The organism is Acinetobacter sp. YH12105 (genome assembly GCF_013419095.1).
Lineage (GTDB): Bacteria > Pseudomonadota > Gammaproteobacteria > Pseudomonadales > Moraxellaceae > Acinetobacter > Acinetobacter pseudolwoffii.
This window is the reverse complement of sequence record NZ_VPAU01000009.1, coordinates 14,516-37,016: the sequence shown is the minus strand read 5'-3', so window position 1 is coordinate 37,016 and position 22,501 is coordinate 14,516. Positions and strand designations below refer to the sequence as shown.

The window sequence follows — 22,501 nt, the reverse complement described above, 5'->3', positions numbered from 1 at the left end:
CTATGCCACAGTAAGGCAAAATAATTCACAGTTGCAAGGATTCTGCAACTTTAGAAGAAAAAGAAAGAAATAAAAATTAAGGAGAAGGTTATGCTCAAGAAGAGCATAGGCATGGCTTTGCTGTGTATGGCAGGGCAGGCGTATAGTGCAGATATTATTGTAACCACGACAGAAGATATTGAAAAAGATGACAAGGAATGTTCACTTCGAGAAGCCGTTGAATATATTAACCGGGGCTTAGCCAAAGAAGGTTTTATGGGATGTGGTGGAGAAAATTCATCCAGTACCATTATTTTAAAAGAAAAAAATACTTATGTGCTCAATAAGCATATAGCAATCAAAAAATCTCTAAGCATTCGGCCTGTAGCTGATAGCGATGAAGAATTCAGTACAACTGAAAAAACACTGGGTCTGCATAATGCCCATATTCAAATGCAAGGAACTGACAATCTATTTCGCCTTAACAGCACAGATACACTAGTTCAGCTTAACTTAAAAGAACTAGACCTCGAAGGCTGTGGCAAAGTCAGTTGTGCTGAACAAGGTGGTCTGATTCATAATAAAGGCCAAGTGGTGGTTGAATATAGCCGTTTATTTAATGGTGCAGCCAATTTGGGTGGGGCAATTTATAATACGGGACAATTTGGTCAGAACTTTCTCAGTCGTGTTGAAATTAAAAATAGCCTGATTGAAAATAACAAAGCACAACGAGGTGGCATTTTATATAGCGAGTTGCCCGCTTTCCTTATCAGGCAAAGTGTCCTTAAAAATAACCAGACCTTAAATAACTCGGCGGCCAATATTTATAGCGCCGGGCAGTTTGCTGACACAGAGAATCTTCAAAATATTAGTGCCGAAGTATTAAGTAGTACCCTATTAAAAAATAAGGGGACACTCATTAATGTCATGGACGGGATGGGATTAAATAACCTAACGATCGTTGATAATGCTGATACTGCTTTGCGTATGAATGCCCCGGCTGGCAGGGCGTATGTGGCAAATAGTATTATTTTAAGAAATGGTGCACAGGACTGCCAAATTGAAACCGGCGATAAAACCCTGATTCAAAACAATCTGCTGACTGTGTCCTGCGGTACAGGGGATGCTGTTGCTCCAAATGAGCTCTGGAATGGTACACAAATCTTAGCCGAAGCTTCAAATAAGAGTGAAGGTGTTTGTCAAACCTTGAGTGAAAATAGCACAGCCATACTTTGTCCATACAGCGTTGCTAAAGGGCAATTTCTTGGTTATATGCGTCCACGTATTTTATTAAGTCATAATCAGGTCAGCGACTCATCTATTGTAAATAGAGGTACAGCGCTTAATCTTGCAGCCCCGACAGTGGCATGTGAAGCTGCTGACCAGCGTGGTATCAACCGTTTAATGGATAATCTGTTCTGTGACCGTGGTGCGATTGAAATCACTGTGCCAACCTCAGGGAGTCTGGTTGGACAAGACCTGTTAAAAGGTGAAATTGCCAAATTTTCAATTGAATCCTTTTTGGGTGATAGTGATTTAATTCCAAAAGAACAATGCAATGTCATAGTTGGTCAACAGCCGACAGGTGAGCCTTGGCAAGATGGATGTTTGAAAGTTGTGCAAACTAAAACAGAGTCCAAAGGTAAAACACGTATCGATATTCATGGCAATGTGGTGTATACCCCAGATTCGACTTGGCATGGGGCAGATATCTTCGAGCTGCAAGTGGTAACCACATCCACGCGATTTAATAAAAGTAAACCTTATCTGACCATTACCACTCAAATCATGCAGGAGCCAAAAAATGAAATGGAAGACAAATCAGTCAAAACTTCAGGTGGTGCATGGGGCTTTGGTGGGCTACTGATTTTAATTGGGTTAATGGGTTTGCGCCGTGAATTAAAAGATTAAGGAAAAATCATGAAAAATTATAAAAAAGGACTGCTTGCGGCCATGATTTTATCTGCCATGAGTTTGATGGCAGCCGAAGATAAAACCATCTATGTCACCACTTTGGTGGATGAAGACGGAGAGAACAGTAATGCCTGCTCTTTGCGAGAAGCGATTAAAACTGCAAAACTAGATAAATCCTATGGCGGATGTAACGTCGGCCGTACGCTTCGGCTGGATGGTTCAGCCCCAGACGTGATTCAGCTTGAAGCGGGTGAATACAAATTAGACAGCGAACTTGTCATTGAGTCCGCGCTCAAAATTTATGGAAAAACGCCCTTTAGTTATACCAGTCGTAGTCCGATTACGAATTTATACCCAACCCGTGATGCTTTAAAAACCACGATTTCAGGTCAGGGAAAAACCCGTCTCTTTAACAGTATGGCCAGTCAATCCAGTCTGGAAGTCTATCATCTCATCTTAAAAGATGGTTATGCGGCAAAAAATACACAGGATAAGGGCAATGGCGGTACCTTTTATGTCGCGGGCCCCTTAAGCATTAATAGCAGTGAAATCGTAAATTCTCGGGCAGATGCAGAAGGGGGGGCTATTTATACGGTGGCGATGAATACCGAAAGGAGTGTGATCATCCAGGATTCGCTGCTTCACCAAAATAAGGCAAGTTCATATGGTAGTGTGCTGGCTATGGATTGCCAGGGGAATTTAGGGACGACTCAAACCAATGTAAAAGTTAGTTCTAGTAGTATTGTTAAAAATGGGTCAGAAAATACGGCCAGCATTCTTGATTTTTGTGGTTATGCAACCGTAGAGTTGAATAATTCTACCATTGCCAAAAATACTGCGAGTCAGACAGGGCATATTTTGCGTATGACCAATCAAGCCAATCGCCCTCTCAGTGCCTTTTCCAGTTTAACTGCCTTAAGTAATACTATTGTTGAGAATGCAGCTCAATCTACTTTATTTTATGACAAAACAGGTTCTAAATATTTCTATTTTAATGTTTTAGCATTTAATCAGGGCTTATCTTGTGAATATGCCTTAAATCAGGGGAATCCGACTAAGGAGCAAAGCGTCGTATTTACTACTGTTAAAAATGCCATACAAACCACTGGACTATCACGTTGTGTATTGCCAGAGTTAGATGCGGATGAAACTTCAAACAATCTTGACGTTTCTAACAGCACGATAAACAACTTATTAACAGCTTATATTGAGCCTGCAATTGATAACCGTTTTCTAGGCATGTATTACCCACGTGATAATGGAACAGCTACAGATTTGGTAGATGTGGGGGTAAGTGGCTGTGCTGAACAGGATCAACGTGGCATTGATCGGGTGGTGGGATCTACTCTTACCTTAAATCCAGATGCAAAAAATAGCTGTGAAATCGGTTCAATCGAAATCCGACGTCTGACCGCAGCAGATATCACAGATCTGAAAAATAGCAGCTTGGTCGATTTGAATAATTTTTATCAGGACAATATAACTGACATCAAAAGTATTATTGCAAATAAGAATACGCCAGCAGAGGAAATACCTGGTTTAAAGGAAGAGTTAAAAGAATACGAAGATTTACTTAAATATACCAAGCAATATCAGCAATACCGTGCAATTTATGTCAATCCCTTTGTGCTGGTCATGCCTCAGGAAACCTTGATGGGCAATACGGTTCAAACCAAAGTCTTGAATGCACAAAATTATGATATTAGTGTTAAGTCTTTAGGAGTAGGTGAGTTAATTGGTACCGGTAGTTCGACCAGTGTGAAGGGTGATCCGAATGACCCCAATCTTAAGTGTGAATGGAAGCCTGATCTCAACCGGATCATGATGTATCGTACCGATGGGAAAATGACCAAGGCAACAGATATGGAATTCTGTAGCTATACTCTCAAAGATAAGGCCACGGGGATCAGCAGTGCTGGAATTTTAAAAGCAGCTTTTAACAATATTGCACCGATTGCCAAGAGTGATGAATATTGGATTAGCCCAGAGAATAATCTGACAGTGGCTGTGAATCCACTTGAAAATGATAGTGATGATGGTGATGGGCCTCTACCTTCAGGAAAGTCGGCTTTTTATCAGGATAAAGAGGGAAAAGAGATTCCAATTCGTATTGTGAAGATTCCTGCCGGAGTTTCTCTTAATGCAGAGCGACAAGGCCCTTGTCCTGATACTTATCAGCGCGAGACCTGCTATGGTGGAAAGCTGACATTTAGTGTGAGAAATAACTTAAGTCAGGCAGATTACAGCATGCAGTATACGATTTTTGATGCAGATGAAAAAATGTCTGAAACAGCAACGATCCTGCTACGAAATACGGTAAAAAATGCCAATACGTCATCAAGTAGTGGTGGTTCATTCGGAATTTGGGGACTATTCGGATTATTTGGGCTGGTCGCTTATCGCCGTCTAAGAAAATAAAACCTAATTGGAAAATTCAAAAGCCTCCATTTGGAAGAATGCTGATCAGTTAAAGAGTTTAGAAATAGACACTTTAACTTTTTAGTGGTTCACGATGGAGTCTTAAGGTTTTAAATCAAATATTTGTCATATCATTTGTGACTTTGGTTTTGCCCAAATGAGAAGCGGAGTTTCACAAGGAAGGCATCTTGCGGAGTAATACACCTCATGCATCCAACAGTTGCGGATGACTTTTCCACCTGGCAAATATGATCATGAATTTAAAAAAGAAAATGCCAGTCAATTGCTTAACTGACTGGCATTATCCATTTGGAGGCTTTTTATATGAGTCGCTTAATGCGAGCTAGAGGGTGGTTGAGTCGTTTGCTGGTATTTGAGAATGTACTCTTCCCGAATGGCGAGTCGTTCTTCAGGTTTGGCATTTTGCATGCGTAAGCCAAGTTCTCGACGTTCCTGACTGCTCATCATTTGCCAAGTCTCACGCATTCTTTGTTTTTCAACCTCAGGAAGCTGGGTAAACCAGTCCATACGCTGCTGTAAGCTGACGCTCTGCTGTTCTGGAATTTCCTTGAGGGACTGATAGCGTTTAATAAGTGCCAACTGTTCGGAATCAGAAAGACTATCCCAGGTATCGGAAACCTGAGTATTCGCATCTTTAGAAAAGATCCAAAAACGTTCAAATCCTGCAAAACTGGTTTGCAGAAAACTGAATGCACAAAAAGCAATTGCCAATCTTTTAGCTGCCATGTGGAACTTTGTCCTCACCTAGAACCATTAGCATTTCTAAATCTTCAAGCATTTGTGGGGACAGTTTCGGTACTGACACCATTTGGGTTTGCGGCTCATTGTGGCTAGAAATATTGGGTAATACCACAACACCTGCAATTGCTGCTGCCAAGGCAAAACCTGACATTTTTAAAAATGCAAAACGTGAATGTTTAGAATCCTGAATTTCTTCAAGAACATGGTGCATGACAACAGGTTTGTGTTTATGTTGTTGTGCCAGTCCATCGAGTTTGGAAGTTACTTGTTTTAAGAAATCATCTTGATTCATTCGGATGACCCTCCCAGATATGGATTTAAATGTGCCAAAGAGGCACGTAAGCCTTGAATAGCACGGTGATAATGAGTTTTTACACTGCCTTCTGAGCAGTCCATAATTTGTGCGGTGGTATGCGTATCAAATCCTTCCCAAGCTCTCAGCATAAATGCCTGCTGCTGACGTACAGGTAGTTTGGCAATGGCTTCCTGGATTTCTTCAGCTGTCACTGCCTGATCCAGAAAGTCCAAAGGCGTCGGTGTAGCTTCGTCCACGATATCCTCAAGTTCAATTTCGTCATCATCCAGACTGACTTTCTTAAAAAATGAAAACATCTGACCACGCCGTGCTTCTTTACGACGCCAATCCTGTAATTTGTTGTTCAGAATTGTATAAAATAGGGGATACCATTCTTCAGTACTTTTTTCCGCATAGGATTTATGTAAGGAAATGAAAGCTTCCTGAACCAGATCCATGGCAATACCATGATGACCTTGAGTTGCACTTTCCATCATCACCAAGGCGCGTCCAGTCACATCTTGCATAAAATTCTTCAGACGTGCTTCAGCCGTACTCTTCAGAATACTTACATCGTGTGATTGCAACTGTTTTGGTGCTAAATCCATAGAGATGGAAAATCCTGTCATTGGACACCCACCATGATTCCCAAGTTCATAATCATATAACGTTGGGAATTATGGTTTGGTTGACAATTAAGTTTATTATTTTTGTAGTGTAATCTATTTTATAAACGGACAGGGCCGAATTAAAACACTGTAACCTAAATCCCTAATTAGATACGTTGACGTACCATTTCAAAGAAACAGATCGATCCTGCAATCGCAACATTTAAGGATTCCTGACCACCCGGCTGCGGAATACTGACAGCTTCTGCGTGTTGCATTGCATAATCAGAAACGCCTTGACCTTCATTGCCCAAGATCCATACGCAAGGTTTACCTAAATCTTTTGAGTACAGACTTTCGGCACGATGTGAGCTGGTGACGTATACAGGAATTTGAAATTGCTCAAGAATTTGTTCAAGTGCAATATTTTCAAAAGTTTGCAGCGTGAAGTGCGCACCCATACCGGCACGTAATACTCGTGGTGACCAAAGTGAGGCAGAACCTTTGGTGCAGACAATCTGTTCAATACCGGCTGCTGCTGCAGAGCGAAGCAGGGTACCAACATTACCCGGATCCTGTACATTTTCCAGAATTAAAGTGTCGGCTTTAAAATCCAGTGCATAATTTGCTGTCGGTAAAGTGACCACAGCTAAACAGGCTAAAGACGTTCCTAAGGTGCTTAAATCTTTGTATAAAGATTCGCTTAGAACAAAGACCATCCCTGTGTATTTTGCGAGAATTTTCTCGAAATCAGGATGCGAAAGTGCATGTTCAGTGGTAAAAATCGAATCAATTTTACGGTTTTCATGCAGCCAGGCGAGAGACAGATGCGTGCCTTCCAGCACAGTTTGCCCCTGTTTTTTACGATAGGTGTTTTGTTCAATCAAACCACGTAAGTGTTTAATTTTTGGATTGTCTTTTGAATCAAGAAAAAAAGTTGGCATGGGAGATATAATCCACGGTAGCCGATTCAATATCGGCTACCGCTATAAAAAATTAGTTATGATAGCTGGTCACAAGATCAACTTCGTTTTTAGAACCGATAATCACTGGCACACGTTGATGTAGATCAGTTGGTTCGATCTCCAGAATACGGACACGGCCTGTGGTGGATGCGCCGCCAGCCTGCTCCATGAGCATACTCATTGGGTTGGCTTCATACATTAAACGCAGACGACCAGCTTTAGCCGGATCTTTAAAGTCGTATGGATACATGAAGATACCGCTACGACAAAGAATACGGTGAATATCGCCCACCATACAGGCAACCCAGCGCATATTGAAATCTTTTTCACGAGGACCGGTTTTGCCTGCTAATAATTCATCGATATAACGTTGTACTGGTGCTTCCCAGTGGCGTTGATTCGAGGCATTGATCGCATATTCTTTGGTATCTGCAGCGACTTGAATCGCTTCAGAAGTTAGCAGGAATTCTTGAGTTTCCGGGTCAAAGGTAAAGAACACTACGCCTGCACCGACAGTCAATGCCATCATGGTCGATGGACCATACAGTACATAACCTGCAGCCACTTGATCGACACCGGCTTGCATAAAGTCTTCGGCCTGAGTCACGGCATTTTTCGCAGGAAGAATCGAGAAAATGGTACCGACACACATATTGATGTCGATATTACTTGAACCATCGAGTGGATCGAACAAGACCAGAAATTGACCATTTTCTTGTGCAGGGGTGAATTCATCTAGTTCTTCTGAGGCCAAACCACCGACATTCGGGTGTTGCTGTAAAGCATCAATCAGATAATCATTGGAAATGACATCCAGTTTCTTTTGCTCTTCGCCTTGAACATTTTCATGCTGTGCACTTCCCAATACATCCGCTAAAGCACCTTTTTGCAGCAACAGATCGATGTCCTTGCAAGTGTTTGCAATCGTTTCAATAACTTGTGCAAGTTCAGGTGTGAGATTCCCGCTTTGTTGCTGTAAAAACTGGGATAGGGTGCGGTATGACATAAGGGAAAACTCCAAGACTTAAATCGGGAAAAAATGATCAAAACGATATGCGGCTATATTTTAGATGAGAACGTACTAAAAGAAAAATTAAACTGGATTATTTGTATCGATTTTGCCCTTGCAACTCCTGTGGAAAGTGCTATGTTGAAGGCAAGGGAAAATTGAGAATCGGAGCACAGATATGACAACATTAAAGTTTGATGCGACTCCAACGCCAAGTGAAGGCATTACTTTAGATGATATCTCTGAAGACAAGATGAAAGAAGCCTGGCGGGATTATGAAGCAAAACCAGAGTACAAACAATTCAATAAACACGACCTGATTGAATCGATGCAAGCAGTTGAACCAGGCCAGACCGTAGAATAAACAGATTTGTTCATTCAACCCAATAAAAAGCACTCAATCATGAGTGCTTTTTATTTGATACGCTAGCATTGAAAATTATTTCAACAATGGTGGTACCGCTTCATAATTAATTTCAACACGGCGGTTTTCTTTCCAGGCATTTTCATCATGACCTGGATTGATTGGCATTTCCTTACCATAGCTGACGGCTTCTAATTGAGCAGTATTTACACCAGTGGTCACCAGGAAGCTTTCAACAGCTTTGGCACGACGCTCACCAAGCGCCATGTTGTATTCACGGGTACCACGTTCATCGGTGTGACCGGTGAGTGCGACACGTGAGTTGGCATTGGCCATCAGGAATTGTGCATGTGCTTGTAGTGTACGAAGATCTTCATTGCTGAGTTCAGTACTGTCATAGTCAAAATGTACGACACGTTTTGCCAAGAAAGCCTTGTTTTCTGCAGTAACACCCTTTGCAGAGGCACCCGCCATGTTTTGTGCATTTAATGCAGCATCTTCACTCAGACCTTGCGTATCCACTGTGGTTGAGCTGGTTGTATCTAAACCACCGGTTTGAACTTCAGCGGCAGGTTTACGGCTCGCACAACCTGTCATGACGACAGCTGCTGCTAAAAGTGGTAAGGCAAATAATTTTACTTTGTTCATCTTCATCTCCATGAAGTTTGATTATGGGGTAAAAGGTTTATACAGATACCAATGTTATTTTGGTGCCCAAGCCGGTTCACGGACTTCGCCCGTTTCACTTGGCAAGTTCATACGGAAACGACCATCTAGTGACATGATCGACAGAAGTCCGCGCGCGCCTTCACGTGTGGCATACACCACCATCTGGCCATTTGGCGAGAAACTTGGTGATTCGTCTAGAGTTGTTGGCGTCAGAATATTATTTACACCAGAGTTCATGTCTTGAACGGCAACCCGATAGTTACTGCCGCTTGGACGATGAACCAATGCAAGTTTTTTGCCATCTGCGCTCAGCGTACCACGTGCATTAAATGCACCACGGAAGGTCAGACGTTTATTGCTACTTGAAGCGAGATCATGGCGATAAATCTGTGGAGATCCACCACGATCAGAAGTAAAGATAAAGGATTTTCCATCTGGAGCATAACGTGCTTCGGTATCGATCGCACTGTCATTGGTCATACGTTGTAATTGACGTGTTTCCAGATTCATCTGATAGATTTCCGGATTGCCATGCATGGATGCAGTAAACAGCATGCTCTTGCCATCTGGAGAGAAACTTGGTGCGCCATTTAAGCCACGGAAACTGGCCAGTTTTTCGCGTTGTCCTGTGGCCAGATCCTGTACATAAATTGCCGGACGTTTGGTTTCAAACGAGACATAAGCAATTTTTTTGGCATCCGGTGTCCAGGCTGGAGAAAGAATCGGATCACGCGAAGTCAAAATTGTTTTTGGCTGTTCGCCATCGGTATCAGCAATTTGCAAGGTATAACGTTGTTCTGGTGTTGCTGGATTACGCAGTACATAAGCAATACGTCCAGTAAAATCACCTGGAATGCCAGTTAATGCCTGATAGATGGCATCACTGATCATATGCGCTGCCTGACGGGTACGTGAGGCTGGAACAGTTAGTAATTCATTTAATAGATATTGTTTTTTTTCGATATCGTATAACTGATACTGGATTTCAAAAGAACCATCCGCTGTGGTTTTTGATGAACCGGTCACGACATAGGGAACGCCAGCGGATGCCCAAGCTTCTGCATTCGGGTTATTTAATGTGGCAGTCGCAGGCAGGTTTTTTGAAGCACTGGTAAATCTGCCTGAACGATTCAAGTCATTTTCAACAATAGGATAGATGCTCTGATCCTGACTGAATGGCACAATGGCGATTTTAGGTGCTGCCTCAGGTGCCTTGGTAATTTCCAGATGCAACTGGGCATAGGACTGAGTTGCCAAGACAGAACTTAAAGCGCCAATGATTGCGAGGCAGAGTAGGTGTTTGCGAGTCTTTTCCATCATTCGTTATTTACTCAAATCAACGGATTTATTGTATAGGTAGCTTGGGCTACATCATCGCATGGATTTAATAGAATAAAACCAGGATTTTATGACCAAACTGTTATGACACTGTGAAAAATGAATATTATTTAATCATATTAAAGTGAAGTTTAGCTGAAAAAATCAAAGCCATCACCTCAATAATGTGTGATGGCTTGGTTTTTATTGTGCGGTAAAGGTTGATGTAAAACTTCGTGCTTCTCGGCGTGCATCTGGATCTGAAGGCATCGGATAAGGCGCAGCAGCCCGCACCGCAGCTTCGACACTGGCTTTCATGTCTGCATCACTTGAGTTCACGATGACAGAAACCACACCGCCATTGTCATTCAAGGTCACACGAGCAGTAGCGCGCTGACCTGACGATCCCACTGGGGTATCCCAAGCACGTTTAATTTTATTTTCGAAATCACGTTTTGCAGTAGACGCAATCCGTTTTGATTCCGCTTTTTTCTGAGCAGCTTCTTCAGCGGCCTGTTTGGCTGCTGAAGCCTTGGCATCTGCCTCTGCTTTGGCTTTTGCATCGGCATCTGCCTTACGTTTTGCATCCGCGTCTGCTTTTGCCTTTGCAGCAGCATCGTTTTTGGCTTTTGCATCGGCATCCGCCTTACGTTTTGCATCCGCCTCAGCTTTTGCTTTAGCTGCCGCCTCTGCTTTGGCCTTTGCCGCAGCATCGTTTTTGGCTTTTGCATCGGCATCCGCCTTGCGTTTTGCATCCGCCTCTGCTTTGGCTTTTGCATCCGCATCAGCTTTACGTTTCGCCTCCGCATCTGCCTTACGTTTTGCATCCGCCTCAGCTTTGGCTTTTGCATCGGTATCAGCTTTACGTTTCGCATCTGCCTCTGCTTTGGCTTTCGCAGCGGCATCGGCTTTTTGTTTGGCGGCCAAATCCGCTTTTTTCTGAGCATCTAATTTGGCTTTCTGTGCAGCGTCCGCTTTACGCTGTGCATTTGCTTCAGCCTGACGAGCAGCTTCGGCATTTGCCTTGGATTTTTGTGCTGCCTCCGCTTTCGCTCTGGCTGCTGCCTGTTCGGCAGCTTCGGCACGTTTCGCTGCTTCAGCAGCTTGTTGTACAGCCTTGGCTTGCGCTACCTCTTTGAGTTCCTGCTGGGCTTTTTGTGTATCCACTTTCGGTGCAGGCGGAGCAGCAGGTGTGGCAGGCGCCGCTGTCGGAATGACTGGCGCAGGCTCAGGACTAGGTTCAGCTGTTTGAGTAATTTCTTCTGCGACATTTTCATGTGCAGTTTCCTCAAACGGCGTTTCTTCTCGGGTGACCGGTTTGAGGTCCTCAGGTTTGATCAGGACCGTTTTAATCTGCTTCGGCGGTTCAGGTGGTTTACTCATGCCAAGATAAAGTAAACCCACCAAAGCCACGGCATGGATTCCTAAGGTGAATCCAATCGCGATGGCTTTTTTCTGAAATGGTGGCTTTTTATAATCTTTCATACATTATTCTAATGGCTGGGTCAGTAAACCGACCTGAGATAAACCGGCATCCTGCAGGCTGGACATCAAGGCCATGACATCGCCATAAGGACGGGTATTGTGGCCATTGATCACGACATTCAGCACTTTATTGTCATTTTGTGCCTGTGTTTGCGCTTCAACAAGGGCAGCAGTCAATTCATCCAGCGTGACTGGGCCAGTGGCCTGATTTTTATGTTCTAAATAATATGAACCATCTTCTTTCAAGGTGACAATGGTCGGTGCATCTTTAGATTCAATCGGTAGCCCATTGGCCTGAGGTAGGTCGACCTTGATGCCACTGGTGATCATGGGTGCAGTGACCATAAAGATCACCAGAAGCACCAGCATCACATCAATATAAGGTACGACATTCATGTCACTTTTCAGTGGCTTTTTAATACGCTGAAAGCGTCCTGAACCTTGAATCGCCATTAGTCTTTGTCCTGAGTTATGCCCACGGACTGACGTTGTAGCAGTGCCACCATTTCTTCGGCAAACAGGGCACGATCAGAGTAAACGGTTTCACCTTTGGCCGTGAAATGGTTAAAGGCCAACACTGCTGGAATAGCTGCGAACAGGCCAATGGCAGTTGCAATCAGGGCTTCAGCAATACCAGGTGCAACCGTCGCCAGCGTCACCTGATCGACATCTGCCAGGCCAATAAAAGCGTTCATGATGCCCCAGACGGTACCGAACAGACCAACATAAGGTGCAACCGAACCAATACTGGCCAAAGCACCGAGTCCTTGCTCCAGATGACCTTGATCACGGCTCAGGCCGACACGCAGAATACGCTCTGTTCCTTCAATGGACTGGGCAGTCGGTGCATGGCGTTTTTTCAGTTTCAGGAACTCACCCAGACCCTGATAGAAAATATCTTCAAGGCCAGTGCGTTTAGAGTTGAGCTGGGCATTGTTATACAGGGTATTCAGTTCAGCGCCAGACCAGAAGATTTTCTGGAAATGTTCATCATCGGCCTGGGCTTTTTTATAACTCATATAGAGTCTGGCAATCAGATACCAGCTATATATTGAGGCTAACAGAAGAGAAAGCATCACCAGTTGTACGACAGGGCTTGCTTGTAAAATAAGATCTGAAACTTGAAGAGATGATTCTAACTGAGTCGCCATAGTTGTTACGTGTGCCAATAAATTTTTTAGTCTTGTTCCAATTCTTTTTGAATTAGTTCGCGTATTTCATCCGGGAGTCGACGTGGTCGCATCTCTGCACTGATACATGCCAACTCAACCTCACCCGATGCAAGCATGATTTCACCACGATAAATATTTTGTTGCAATACAAATGATGAAGCTTTACATGAAATCACACGTGCAGTAACAGTAATTAAATCATCCATCAGGATGGGGCGCATATATTTGACATTAATTTTGTGTACCACAAAATTATATTCTGCCTGTTGCCAGTAATGACTGACTCCGGCAGCACGCAGCCATTCGGTACGGGTACGTTCCATATAGCGAATGTGGTTAGCATGGTAGACAATACCACCTAGATCAGTATCTTCAATATATACGCGGATATTGAATTCAAAATGATTCGCCATAGTTTTGTTCCATGCAGATGTTCGAAATTTTTGCTTGTTTTTTGGAGAGAGGAAAATCCTTGAATTTGCCGGATTCCTGTCCAAAGTCAAGCAATTTAGCGGGACAAAGTTTAGCATTTTGAGTTTTGAGACCAATGGCACAAGATGTCAAATCTGGCTAGAAATAGTCAAGAGGAAGCGCAGAGCACCTGATAGCTCATTTATAAAACAGCAGAAGATGATGAAATGCGCGAGCTCATCAACTCGCGCATTTTTATAGCAGGCAATTAACCTTTATTGTTCTGTTTCCAGTTGGCCTGAACCTGTTCAGCCACTTTTGGATAATCTAGAATAAAGCGCACATGACTTTCGACACCGGTTTTTAAGGTCGCATCATCGACAATGAAGTTCGGATTATGGTTTGGCGCGGCTTTAGCCGGATCTTGATCGGCCGGCGTGGCGCCGACAAAGACAAACAGGGATGGCATGAGCTGGCCATAGTAAGCAAAGTCTTCACTCGCACTGGCATTATTATCCAAGACATGCAATTTATCTTCACCGTGGACTTTGGTCAGGGTCGGTTGCATCAGCTTGGTCAAAGTTTTGTCATTGGTGGTGACCGGGGCATAAGGCGCAATTTCGACTTTCACCTTGACATCGTTGGCTGCTGCATTGTGTTCTAGCATCTTCGGTAAGTCTTTTAAAATGCCTTGACGAACGTCTTCACTATTGGAGCGAATAGTCCCGACCATATTGACCTGATCTGGAATCACGTTACCGGTGGTACCACCCTGAATGCTACCAATACTGACCACGCCCATTCCTTTGGTCAGATCCGCTTTACGGCTGATCAAACTTTGCAGATTGGTGACCATCTGGGCAGAGGCATAAATTGGATCTTTTCCTGCCCAAGGCATCGAACCATGAACCTGACTTCCATTGACCTGGATACGTAAATGATCGGCACTGTTTAAAATGGCACCATCTTTGTAGAAGATATTGCCACTTGGCATACCGGCCATGACATGCATACCGAAAATGACTTCAGGTTTTGGATTTTTCAGGGCGCCGTCCGCAATCATTTTACGTGAACCAATCTGATCGCCTTGGGTAAAGTTATCAATATCTGCACCACCTTCTTCGGCTGGCTGGAACACAAATACCACCGTTCCTGCAATTTTATCTTTGTTGGCGGCCAGAACTTTGGCTGCACCCAGTAACATGGCGGTATGCGCATCATGACCACAGGCATGCATCACATAAGATTCTTTGCCCTGATAAATGGCTTTTTGTTTGCTGGCGAATGATACCGGTGCAGTTTCCTTAATTGGTAATGCATCCATATCTGCACGCAATGCCATGACCGGGCCGGGTTTACCACCTTTTAGTACACCGATCACACCCGTTTTGGCATAACCTTTTCGTACTTCAATCCCATAGGATTTTAATTCTTTTTGAACCAGTTCCGAGGTTTTAAATTCCATATTCCCCAGCTCAGGATATTGATGAATATGCTGGCGTAATTTTATGGTGTGCGCTTCAGCCGTTTGTACAGAATCATCAATCCAGTCGGCCAGACTGAGTTGGCTACAGAAAAGAAGAGGAAGACAAAGGGAAATCTGCTTATACATATTCATACTTGGGGGAGAACCTTAAGAAATTGAAATGGTTAAAGTGATTCTCTAGGATTGCATATTGATTTAAATTTGACCAAAACTCTCTAAGTATTGTGATAATACCTTTAAGGTATATTGCTTGTTAGACCTTGTTCTAAAAGAGCTTTATGAATGCTTTTACATTGTAAAATTATGTACCCTTATTTATTTTCTATATGTTAAAGGTATCAAAATTATCAATAAGACAAAATAAAAACAAATATCAAAAATAGATCAGGACAAGATTCCGCGACAATCATTAACGCAACCTTTGGGCGAAAATGATGAGTTCTAGATTACTCCAGGTTTAGATGAAGACCTTGATGAAGCCATGCGTAAGTCTACGCGTGAAGCAATCCGTTTTTTGGTCAATGAATACGGAATTTCAGAAGAAATTGCTTATACATACTTAAGTGTTGCAACGGATTTTGAAGTATCGCAAGTGGTAGATAAAACCAAAGGTATTCACGCGATGATTCGTAAAGCGGACTTTTAGGAGTTTAAGAAAAAAGAGAAGTAATTTTTTTATTTAGTTTTTTGTTTTGTGCTTTTGCCAACTGATTTAGACATGTCAGTTGGCTTTTTCTTTTGTAATGGTTTGAAAATTTTTAGAATATCAATAATAAAAATTTATTGAAATGAAATGGGGAAATTGTGGCAGAGCAGAATAATAATGCAGTGATGATTCAATTGCCATGGACAGTGCCACAGCAACCTTTTGATCAAACGGCAAGTGTTGTAGAGAATCCAAATAGAAAGATGGAGCTTGATCTCAATCATTCGACAGATACGACAGCAATTTCACCATTTACTTTATCTGTCATTATTGCGCTTATTTTAGGTAGTTTCGCAACTTGGCTTGCTTATTGGTATGGATGTAAGAGTTTTCAACTCACAGAACTATCTTTTAAAGTAGTAAGTGAAGATATTAAAGAAGCAGCAGAATCTCATAGAAATATGACTAAACAACTTATAGAAAGTCAAGAAAAGTTAAAAAGAGTTGAATTACAAGAAGAATTTTATAGAGGTTGGAAACTTAAGTTAATAGACGATCTTGCTGTATTGAAACCATTAGTGCATAAATACATTACATTGTTAGGCTCTGTAGCTTTAGTACTAAATGATGTGAAAGACTGGTTCAAAAATAATGAATACGAAGATATGCGTTCAGAATTAAAGAGTTTAGAAGATGATATATTCCCTTTAATAGCTCGTATTAGTACTCATTTAAAAATGTTAGTAGAGGAAGATCATGAATTAGTATCTGAATGGGACGAATTTGAGCGTTATCTCACTCAGCTACAAATCATGTGTATTACCGCGGTAATTGATAAAGAAGGTATTGCTGATAGTTTCAAAGCTCTAAACATTGTAGTAGATTCTCTTATTCAAAATTTGAAATCTATATTCAATAAAAAAGCAGCCTAAGCTGCTTTTTGAATCACTTTTCTTTTGGCTCAGGTGGTGTCAACCCAAACTGTAAATAGGCCATATTGGTGGTAATACGGCCACGTGCAGTACGCATGACATAACCTTGCTGAATCAAATATGGTTCAATCACATCTTCCAGCGTACCAGAATCTTCTGCCATGGCAGCAGCCAACGCTTCAACACCAGCAGGGCCACCATCAAAACGTTCTAATAACATCGATAGATAACGGCGGTCTAAAGTATCTAAACCATCTTTATCGACTTTGAGCATGTCCAAAGCACGTTGTGCCATATCCTGATTAATTTCACCAGTGCCTTTGACCTGAGCATAGTCACGTACACGACGCAATAAGCGGTTGGCAATACGTGGTGTGCCTCGTGAACGACGGGCAATTTCTTTTGCGCCATCACCAGTCATGGGTACATCCATCAAATTGGCTGAACGTTTGACAATGTGGGTCAAATCTTCAACTGAATAAAATTCTAAACGCTGTACGATGCCGAAACGGTCACGCAAAGGAGAGGTAAGCAGACCTGCACGTGTGGTTGCTGCAACCAGGGTAAAGGGTGGCAAATCCAGTTTGATTGATCGTGCAGCAGGCCCTTCGCCAATCATGATGTCGAGCTGGTAGTCTTCCATCGCTGGATAGAGAATTTCTTCAATCACGGGTGAAAGACGATGGATCTCATCAATGAACAGGACATCACCTTCTTCCAGATTGGTCAGCATGGCGGCCAAATCACCGGCACGTTCTAGCACCGGACCTGAAGTCGACTTAAGATTACCGCCCATTTCGCGGGCAATAATATTCGCCAGCGTGGTTTTACCCAGGCCGGGCGGGCCAAAAATCAATGTATGATCCAGCGCTTCTTCACGGCCACGGGCGGCACCAATAAAGATTTCCATTTGCTCTCGAACCACCGGCTGACCAATATAGTCATCGAGTGAGGTTGGACGGATGGCACGATCAAAATGATCTTCTGGTTTTTCAGAACCACTGATGAGACGGTCTTGCATATCTTTTGAGTTAATCTCTATGGTTTATTTGAGGTGAATAAAGTCATAGCCTCAAAATGCTTTAACAATTCGTATGCCATTGTGCAGGCATGCTCTTACTTTTGACAGGGCAAAAGTAACAAAACCCTTTGCAAAAATAATGGCACATCCTATGCCATATTTCTGCGGCAGCATCCATGCTGCCTTCTCATCTTCATTTTGCAGCGAATATTTAAATCAGTATTAACGATTCATCGACTTTAATGCAGCGCGGATAATGTCGCTGGCTTCAGTGTAATCTGCTTTAACCGCATTAATCAGTTTTTGTGCTTCAGCAGGTTTATAACCCAAAGACTGTAATGCAGCTTCTGCTTCAGCCACGGCTGAATTGCCCATAAACTGAATCTGTGGTGTAGTTGAATTGCTTGGCACAGCACCTGAAGCCATGGCTTTAAAGCGGTCACGTAATTCAATCATTAAACGTTCAGCGGTTTTTTTACCGACACCGGGAACTTTGACCAAGGTATTCACATCTTCATTTTCAACGGTATGAATCAGCATTTCCACACTTAAAGTTGAAAGAATACCCAAGGCCATTTTGGGGCCAACGCCGTTGACTTTTAACAGGGTGCGGAAAATGGTTTTTTCCTGAGCATTGATAAAGCCATACAGCAACTGTGCATCTTCACGCACGGCCAGATGGGTCCAGAGTGTGACTTGTTGTCCTTTTTGCAGCTGGCAGAAAGTCGTCAGCGGCGTATCAATTTCATAACCGACGCCATTTACATTTAACAGTACGGTGGGTGCTTCTAAAGCCAGTACTTCACCAATCAGACATCCAATCATCTTTTATCATCACTAAATTCAGTTTTGCTGCATAGTAGTCAGCATTTTCCGGAAAGGCAAAATCTGCCGCTGTAAAATAGATGATTTTATTACAATCATCCTCCCATACAGCAGAATATTTTATAACAATCCGGCTTTATTGCCTTGTAATTCCTGCGACAGGTTATAAGCCTGATGATCAGAAAATTTCGAAACAATATCCAGCACCTGCATGATATTGTCATAATGGCTGGCGCTAAAATTCGCCCCTGAACGTTGCAGAATCGACATCAAGCGCTGTTCTTTAAAACTCAGGTTTTTATGCGGCGTTGTTAAGGGAATAAAGGCATCCAGAATATTTTGCAAACATTGATGCGCGATAATTTCCAGTCCTGCTTTTTGCGGATGCTCAAAAATTTTATCCCGTGCCAGTTCTTTGGCGCGATTAATCCCGATTTCAATGTCCGCAGTACAATATTGCAATAAAGTACCTTGTAACTGACCCGATAAAATCTGGTCATGATGACGGGCAAAAGCCGTTGTCACTTCATCGACCAGACGTTTCATGACCCGACCACGCAAGGCGGCAATTTTTTGCTGCCAGGTGGTATTGCTCATGGCGATTTCAGAAGGAATACCATAATCACCGAGCAGATTTAAAAAGACCGGCTCAACTTCGTCATAACTGAGCATATTCAGGCTAATACCATCTTCAAGGTCAATCAGGGCATAACAGATATCATCAGCCGCTTCGAGCAGATAGGTCAGTGGATGACGGCAGTAATGATATTCAGCTAACTGAATCAGTCCGAGTTGTTCTACAATCTGCTTTAAAATCTCTTTCTCGGCCTGATAGCAGCCAAACTTGGCCCGATTGCTGGCAGGTAAATCGACTTGAGATGCCATGGTTTTTGACAGCCACGGATATTTTAAATAAGCCCCTAACGTGGCATAAGTCAAACGCATGCCGCCATCATTGGGGTGGTAATCGATTTTGGTCAACAGGCGTAGACCTTGGGCATTGCCTTCAAACTGACGTACATCGGCTTCTTGTTCAGGACTGAGATCTTTTAAAAAATCGGTATGCGATGCATCGTCGAACCATTCTCGAATGGCATATTCACCGGCATGGCCAAAAGGGGGATTACCAATATCATGTGCCAGACAGGCAGCCTGAATAATGGCACCGACATCGGCCGGGGAAATCCAGGGCGGTAACTGATCTTTTATTTTCTCTGCGGCCAGCATCCCGAGTGAACGCCCAATACAGGACACTTCAAGTGAATGTGTGAGTCGTGTATGAATACCATCGTGCTGGGTTAAAGGGTGAACCTGAGTTTTACGGTTCAGCTGGCGGAAACTTTGTGAAAAAATAATACGGTCATAATCTTTGTGGAACGGGCTACGTGCCAGTTCAGTACTTTGCTTTTTACTACCAATCCGAACTGTCGAAAGCAGCTCTAACCAACGCATTTGAGTCATTTATCATTATTCAATTCTTTGCTAAGTGCATCATGCCAAAAAAGTAGCAACAGCACTAGAGTGCTGCGACATGAATTGTCGGAACAAACAAAACCCTGTGGAAATTTCAGCTGAACAATCGCTATAAAAAAACAGGTCATATTGACCTGTTTTTATCTCATGATAGAAGTGGACTAAAGCAAATCTTCACCACTGATCTTGGCTTCCTGGATGTCTTTATAGACCCCCATGCAAATGACGAACAAAATCATCGTCGCCACCAATGGCCAAAAAAGTACATATAGGGTCATAAATTGACTACTCATCTGAAATCTCCTTATTTACTTTTCTCAGATACCTGGTGAAATTCAATCACCATCTTATTGATTTGTTTAAAATCAAATCGTTCTTTGCTATTCATTAAAGTCAGTACGGTACAGACAATGGCGCTGCTGCCGTAGGCGGTCAGGGAACTCAATAGCGTGCCATAATCACGCAGGAAGCCGATGGTCCATGGAAGGAAGCCGATACTGGCCAGAATACCGACCACCAGGCCGACTTTCTTGCCAAAGAAGCCAAAGCTCATCAGACCCAGTACCACACCAATACCGATGGTGGCCATAAGCTCAAAACTGAGTGCGATCAGACCCTGAATTGGCAGCCATTCAAATCGAACCACCAGAAAGCTTAAAAATGCGATACCGACAGACCAGTTAAAGGCACGGGCATTGACCTTGTCCCAGTACAGGCTGGCAATCACCGGGAATACGATGGCACCCCAGAGTGCACCGACGAAAATCAGCATCGCTAGAATGTCGAATTTAAGCGTGGCAATTAAAATACCGAGCATGGTGGCGACAATCATGGTCATCCGGCCAATAAACAGCATTTTCTTCGGATCAGGACGATTTTTAGCAATCTGTTTGCCATAAATATCGGTCATTACGATGGCAGACAGGGCAGATAAATCCGAATCCGCCGTTGACGAAAGCGCGCCAATCACCATGACAAAGAGTAAGGCCACCATAAATGGAGACAGATACGTTGCTGCCATTTGTGGAATCAGGTTGTTCAGGTTGCCATCAATCGGCTGAATCCCGGCAAATAGTGCCAATAATCCGAGCATTCCCAAACCGACGACAATCGCGGCATAACCGATGGTTGCAGTAATGAAGCTGGGTTTGATCAAGTCTTTACGCACTGCAAACAGGCGTTGGGCGATGGTCTGGTTACCAATTGCATAAGCCAGTACTGCCACAAAAAATGGCGCGCCCTGTTCTAAAAATGCGGTTTTCGAAAAGAAATCCAGTTGTTCCGGTTGCAGATTATGCATGCCGGTCTGGAACAGTGAAGGGCCGCCCAGGGTGAAAAATAGCGTCGGAATAATGATCACTGCCGCCACAATCATGGCGACCAGCTGACCAAAATCGGTAAATACCGAGGAGCGGAAACCTGACCATAAAGTATAGGACAGGACGCCAATTCCGGTAATCAAGACCCCATGGATAAAGCTGAGGGGAGACAGAATTTCAACCAGCGCACCTGCTGCGGTAAAGTTTACCATCAGACTGATCACGCTCCCGACAATGTTGGAGCCTGCCAGAATCATCTGGCTCTGGTTACCATGCCGTGCATGCATGATTTCTGCCAAAGTGTGTGCATTGGGTGCCAGGTCGCGGAAACGTTTGCCGAATGGGTAGATAAATAAAATCATCAGTGCACCCCACAAACCATAGTGTAAGGCACCGGAAACACCGTATTTATATCCGGACGAAGCTGCTGCATAAAATGAAGCGGCCCAGATCCAGGTGGCGGTCATACTGGCCGCAGACATTCCAAATCCGATGGAGCCATTCGAGACCATATATCCATCGACATTTTCATTTTTTTGCTTAATGCGTAACGACAATAGAAAGGTGATGCCATAGAAAAGCACCATCAATAGTACAGTTGCTGTACTAGTGAATTGAAACATACATACTCCTTAAGCGGGTCACCTTTTGTTTTTGAAAATTAAATCATTGGCAACAGATTAAGGCTCTAGATTAGACAGAGCAGTGAAGCTACAGAAAATAAAAAAACCAGCGTCTGAATATCAATTGGATATTCATATCTGCAGCAGAAAAGAGGATGATTCATGCGTCCTGAATGTGGACATTTCCTCAGCAATTGGCGTAGAGGTTAACATAAAATCATCAAATTTACTGATGAAGTCATTAATTATGTAGATTCTTTGCTGATATAAGGCTATTTTTGATTTCAACATCTTATCAAATATAGATTTGTTGTTTCTATATTTTTATAGGAATTACAGGTATTTATTGCATGGTTTTTTATTAGAATAAAGATGGATGTCAGTCAGAAAATGAAAAAGTAACAAAATTTTAATATTGCTTATTTTCTTCATTATGAGTAGTGATTTTTTTAATAATAGCCTAAAAAACTTTCATTAATTCATGTCTGATGATGCTTATATATTCTGAATTTTTGCATAAGAATAGAGACCGAGAATCAGTTTGAATTTAAGCTGTATATTTTCAATTGATTAGCTTGAAAATAACCTATTTCATAGAGGTAAAATAAGAAATATTTGAATCAATATTTTTGGTTAATATATCGGTGAAAACAGACTTAATATCCTGGAAATCCATTTACTAAAGTAGATCTATTGATTTTAATTCTCACTCTTTATTAGAAACTATGGTGGGGTCTTATATGTGAGATTTAGGTATCTTTGAATAGAGTTCATATATTAAGATGAGTGATCGGAATAATCTGGGCTA

General features: G+C 42.7%; 21 protein-coding genes and 1 pseudogene. 5 read left to right on the top strand and 17 right to left on the bottom strand.

Annotated features, from left to right (window positions below; translation table 11 throughout):
* Positions 1 to 90 precede the first annotated feature (90 nt).
* Both rbtA and FTU44_RS08155 read left to right on the top strand, forming a co-directional pair.
* Positions 91 to 1,890, top strand: coding sequence for a rhombotarget A (gene rbtA / locus FTU44_RS08160; protein ID WP_180050085.1), 1,800 nt, complete (start codon positions 91 to 93; stop codon positions 1,888 to 1,890).
* 9 nt (positions 1,891 to 1,899) lie between these two features.
* Positions 1,900 to 4,311, top strand: a complete 2,412-nt coding sequence (locus FTU44_RS08155) for a CSLREA domain-containing protein (protein WP_180050083.1) — start codon at positions 1,900 to 1,902, stop codon at positions 4,309 to 4,311.
* 333 nt (positions 4,312 to 4,644) lie between these two features.
* Here FTU44_RS08155 and FTU44_RS08150 read toward each other — a convergent pair whose 3' ends face one another.
* The 5 genes from FTU44_RS08150 to FTU44_RS08130 all read right to left on the bottom strand — a co-directional run bounded on the left by FTU44_RS08150 (position 4,645) and on the right by FTU44_RS08130 (position 7,947).
* Entirely contained in the window at positions 4,645 to 5,058 is a 414-nt protein-coding gene (locus FTU44_RS08150) for a DUF3106 domain-containing protein (protein ID WP_005097618.1), read from the bottom strand.
* On the bottom strand, positions 5,048 to 5,365 hold the full coding sequence (locus FTU44_RS08145; protein WP_005097616.1) for a hypothetical protein: 318 nt from the start codon (positions 5,363 to 5,365) through the stop codon (positions 5,048 to 5,050). The genes FTU44_RS08150 and FTU44_RS08145 overlap by 11 nt, the downstream gene beginning before the upstream one ends.
* Positions 5,362 to 5,976 carry an RNA polymerase sigma factor gene (locus tag FTU44_RS08140; protein WP_100329059.1) on the bottom strand — a complete coding sequence of 205 codons (615 nt, stop codon included), beginning with the start codon at positions 5,974 to 5,976 and terminating at the stop codon, positions 5,362 to 5,364. Before FTU44_RS08140 ends, FTU44_RS08145 begins: the two co-directional genes overlap by 4 nt.
* A 167-nt stretch (positions 5,977 to 6,143) precedes the next feature.
* Positions 6,144 to 6,920 carry an RNA methyltransferase gene (locus tag FTU44_RS08135; RefSeq protein WP_005097613.1) on the bottom strand — a complete coding sequence of 259 codons (777 nt, stop codon included), beginning with the start codon at positions 6,918 to 6,920 and terminating at the stop codon, positions 6,144 to 6,146.
* 52 nt (positions 6,921 to 6,972) lie between these two features.
* Positions 6,973 to 7,947, bottom strand: coding sequence for a class 1 fructose-bisphosphatase (locus FTU44_RS08130; protein WP_180050081.1), 975 nt, complete (start codon positions 7,945 to 7,947; stop codon positions 6,973 to 6,975).
* A gap of 181 nt (positions 7,948 to 8,128) precedes the next feature.
* Between FTU44_RS08130 and FTU44_RS08125 the strand changes: the two genes are divergently transcribed.
* On the top strand, positions 8,129 to 8,314 hold the full coding sequence (locus FTU44_RS08125) for an NF038105 family protein (protein WP_005097610.1): 186 nt from the start codon (positions 8,129 to 8,131) through the stop codon (positions 8,312 to 8,314).
* 75 nt (positions 8,315 to 8,389) lie between these two features.
* Here FTU44_RS08125 and pal read toward each other — a convergent pair whose 3' ends face one another.
* From pal to FTU44_RS08090, 7 genes are all read right to left on the bottom strand, one after another.
* Positions 8,390 to 8,962 carry a peptidoglycan-associated lipoprotein Pal gene (pal, locus tag FTU44_RS08120; RefSeq protein WP_100357460.1) on the bottom strand — a complete coding sequence of 191 codons (573 nt, stop codon included), beginning with the start codon at positions 8,960 to 8,962 and terminating at the stop codon, positions 8,390 to 8,392.
* A 54-nt stretch (positions 8,963 to 9,016) separates the two neighbouring features.
* Complete coding sequence (tolB, locus tag FTU44_RS08115; RefSeq protein ID WP_171502630.1) at positions 9,017 to 10,300, bottom strand: Tol-Pal system beta propeller repeat protein TolB; 1,284 nt, start codon at positions 10,298 to 10,300, stop codon at positions 9,017 to 9,019.
* A 204-nt stretch (positions 10,301 to 10,504) separates the two neighbouring features.
* On the bottom strand, positions 10,505 to 11,785 hold the full coding sequence (tolA, locus tag FTU44_RS08110; protein WP_180050079.1) for a cell envelope integrity protein TolA: 1,281 nt from the start codon (positions 11,783 to 11,785) through the stop codon (positions 10,505 to 10,507).
* A 3-nt stretch (positions 11,786 to 11,788) separates the two neighbouring features.
* Positions 11,789 to 12,238, bottom strand: a complete 450-nt coding sequence (gene tolR / locus FTU44_RS08105; protein WP_005170046.1) for a protein TolR — start codon at positions 12,236 to 12,238, stop codon at positions 11,789 to 11,791.
* Entirely contained in the window at positions 12,238 to 12,936 is a 699-nt protein-coding gene (gene tolQ / locus FTU44_RS08100; RefSeq protein WP_004279111.1) for a protein TolQ, read from the bottom strand. Before tolQ ends, tolR begins: the two co-directional genes overlap by 1 nt.
* A 26-nt stretch (positions 12,937 to 12,962) precedes the next feature.
* Complete coding sequence (gene ybgC, locus FTU44_RS08095; RefSeq protein ID WP_004731733.1) at positions 12,963 to 13,370, bottom strand: tol-pal system-associated acyl-CoA thioesterase; 408 nt, start codon at positions 13,368 to 13,370, stop codon at positions 12,963 to 12,965.
* A 266-nt stretch (positions 13,371 to 13,636) separates the two neighbouring features.
* Positions 13,637 to 14,980, bottom strand: a complete 1,344-nt coding sequence (locus FTU44_RS08090; RefSeq protein ID WP_180050158.1) for an amidohydrolase — start codon at positions 14,978 to 14,980, stop codon at positions 13,637 to 13,639.
* Positions 14,981 to 15,230: 250 nt separating this feature from the next.
* On the opposite strand from FTU44_RS08090, the pseudogene FTU44_RS08085 reads away from it, so the two are divergent.
* Both FTU44_RS08085 and FTU44_RS08080 read left to right on the top strand, forming a co-directional pair.
* Positions 15,231 to 15,500: pseudogene (locus FTU44_RS08085) on the top strand (acetamidase); the annotation flags it as partial.
* Positions 15,501 to 15,658: 158 nt separating this feature from the next.
* Positions 15,659 to 16,432, top strand: a complete 774-nt coding sequence (locus FTU44_RS08080; RefSeq protein WP_074383355.1) for a hypothetical protein — start codon at positions 15,659 to 15,661, stop codon at positions 16,430 to 16,432.
* Positions 16,433 to 16,445: 13 nt separating this feature from the next.
* Here the strand turns inward: FTU44_RS08080 and ruvB are convergent, their stop codons facing one another.
* From ruvB to FTU44_RS08060, 5 genes are all read right to left on the bottom strand, one after another.
* Entirely contained in the window at positions 16,446 to 17,453 is a 1,008-nt protein-coding gene (gene ruvB, locus FTU44_RS08075; RefSeq protein WP_180050077.1) for a Holliday junction branch migration DNA helicase RuvB, read from the bottom strand.
* 222 nt (positions 17,454 to 17,675) lie between these two features.
* Positions 17,676 to 18,278, bottom strand: a complete 603-nt coding sequence (gene ruvA / locus FTU44_RS08070; RefSeq protein WP_180050075.1) for a Holliday junction branch migration protein RuvA — start codon at positions 18,276 to 18,278, stop codon at positions 17,676 to 17,678.
* A gap of 120 nt (positions 18,279 to 18,398) precedes the next feature.
* The gene (locus FTU44_RS08065; RefSeq protein ID WP_180050072.1) at positions 18,399 to 19,739 is read right to left on the bottom strand and encodes a deoxyguanosinetriphosphate triphosphohydrolase; all 1,341 of its coding nucleotides are present in this window, start codon (positions 19,737 to 19,739) and stop codon (positions 18,399 to 18,401) included.
* A gap of 173 nt (positions 19,740 to 19,912) precedes the next feature.
* Positions 19,913 to 20,044 (bottom strand): putative transporter small subunit, encoded by a 132-nt coding sequence (locus tag FTU44_RS15085; RefSeq protein ID WP_005097597.1) that lies wholly within the window; start codon positions 20,042 to 20,044, stop codon positions 19,913 to 19,915.
* An 11-nt stretch (positions 20,045 to 20,055) separates the two neighbouring features.
* Positions 20,056 to 21,693: a hypothetical protein gene (locus FTU44_RS08060; RefSeq protein ID WP_005170049.1), complete on the bottom strand. Its 1,638-nt coding sequence runs from the start codon at positions 21,691 to 21,693 to the stop codon at positions 20,056 to 20,058.
* Positions 21,694 to 22,501 lie beyond the last annotated feature (808 nt).

Coding starts and splice junctions, on each gene's coding strand:
- rbtA (WP_180050085.1), top strand. CDS start 91: ATGCTCAAGAAGAGCATAGGCATGGCTTTGCTGTGTATGGCAGGGCAG.
- FTU44_RS08155 (WP_180050083.1), top strand. CDS start 1,900: ATGAAAAATTATAAAAAAGGACTGCTTGCGGCCATGATTTTATCTGCC.
- FTU44_RS08150 (WP_005097618.1), bottom strand. CDS start 5,058: ATGGCAGCTAAAAGATTGGCAATTGCTTTTTGTGCATTCAGTTTTCTG.
- FTU44_RS08145 (WP_005097616.1), bottom strand. CDS start 5,365: ATGAATCAAGATGATTTCTTAAAACAAGTAACTTCCAAACTCGATGGA.
- FTU44_RS08140 (WP_100329059.1), bottom strand. CDS start 5,976: ATGGATTTAGCACCAAAACAGTTGCAATCACACGATGTAAGTATTCTG.
- FTU44_RS08135 (WP_005097613.1), bottom strand. CDS start 6,920: ATGCCAACTTTTTTTCTTGATTCAAAAGACAATCCAAAAATTAAACAC.
- FTU44_RS08130 (WP_180050081.1), bottom strand. CDS start 7,947: ATGTCATACCGCACCCTATCCCAGTTTTTACAGCAACAAAGCGGGAAT.
- FTU44_RS08125 (WP_005097610.1), top strand. CDS start 8,129: ATGACAACATTAAAGTTTGATGCGACTCCAACGCCAAGTGAAGGCATT.
- pal (WP_100357460.1), bottom strand. CDS start 8,962: ATGAACAAAGTAAAATTATTTGCCTTACCACTTTTAGCAGCAGCTGTC.
- tolB (WP_171502630.1), bottom strand. CDS start 10,300: ATGGAAAAGACTCGCAAACACCTACTCTGCCTCGCAATCATTGGCGCT.
- tolA (WP_180050079.1), bottom strand. CDS start 11,785: ATGAAAGATTATAAAAAGCCACCATTTCAGAAAAAAGCCATCGCGATT.
- tolR (WP_005170046.1), bottom strand. CDS start 12,238: ATGGCGATTCAAGGTTCAGGACGCTTTCAGCGTATTAAAAAGCCACTG.
- tolQ (WP_004279111.1), bottom strand. CDS start 12,936: ATGGCGACTCAGTTAGAATCATCTCTTCAAGTTTCAGATCTTATTTTA.
- ybgC (WP_004731733.1), bottom strand. CDS start 13,370: ATGGCGAATCATTTTGAATTCAATATCCGCGTATATATTGAAGATACT.
- FTU44_RS08090 (WP_180050158.1), bottom strand. CDS start 14,980: ATGTATAAGCAGATTTCCCTTTGTCTTCCTCTTCTTTTCTGTAGCCAA.
- ruvB (WP_180050077.1), bottom strand. CDS start 17,453: ATGCAAGACCGTCTCATCAGTGGTTCTGAAAAACCAGAAGATCATTTT.
- ruvA (WP_180050075.1), bottom strand. CDS start 18,278: ATGATTGGATGTCTGATTGGTGAAGTACTGGCTTTAGAAGCACCCACC.
- FTU44_RS08065 (WP_180050072.1), bottom strand. CDS start 19,739: ATGACTCAAATGCGTTGGTTAGAGCTGCTTTCGACAGTTCGGATTGGT.
- FTU44_RS15085 (WP_005097597.1), bottom strand. CDS start 20,044: ATGAGTAGTCAATTTATGACCCTATATGTACTTTTTTGGCCATTGGTG.
- FTU44_RS08060 (WP_005170049.1), bottom strand. CDS start 21,693: ATGTTTCAATTCACTAGTACAGCAACTGTACTATTGATGGTGCTTTTC.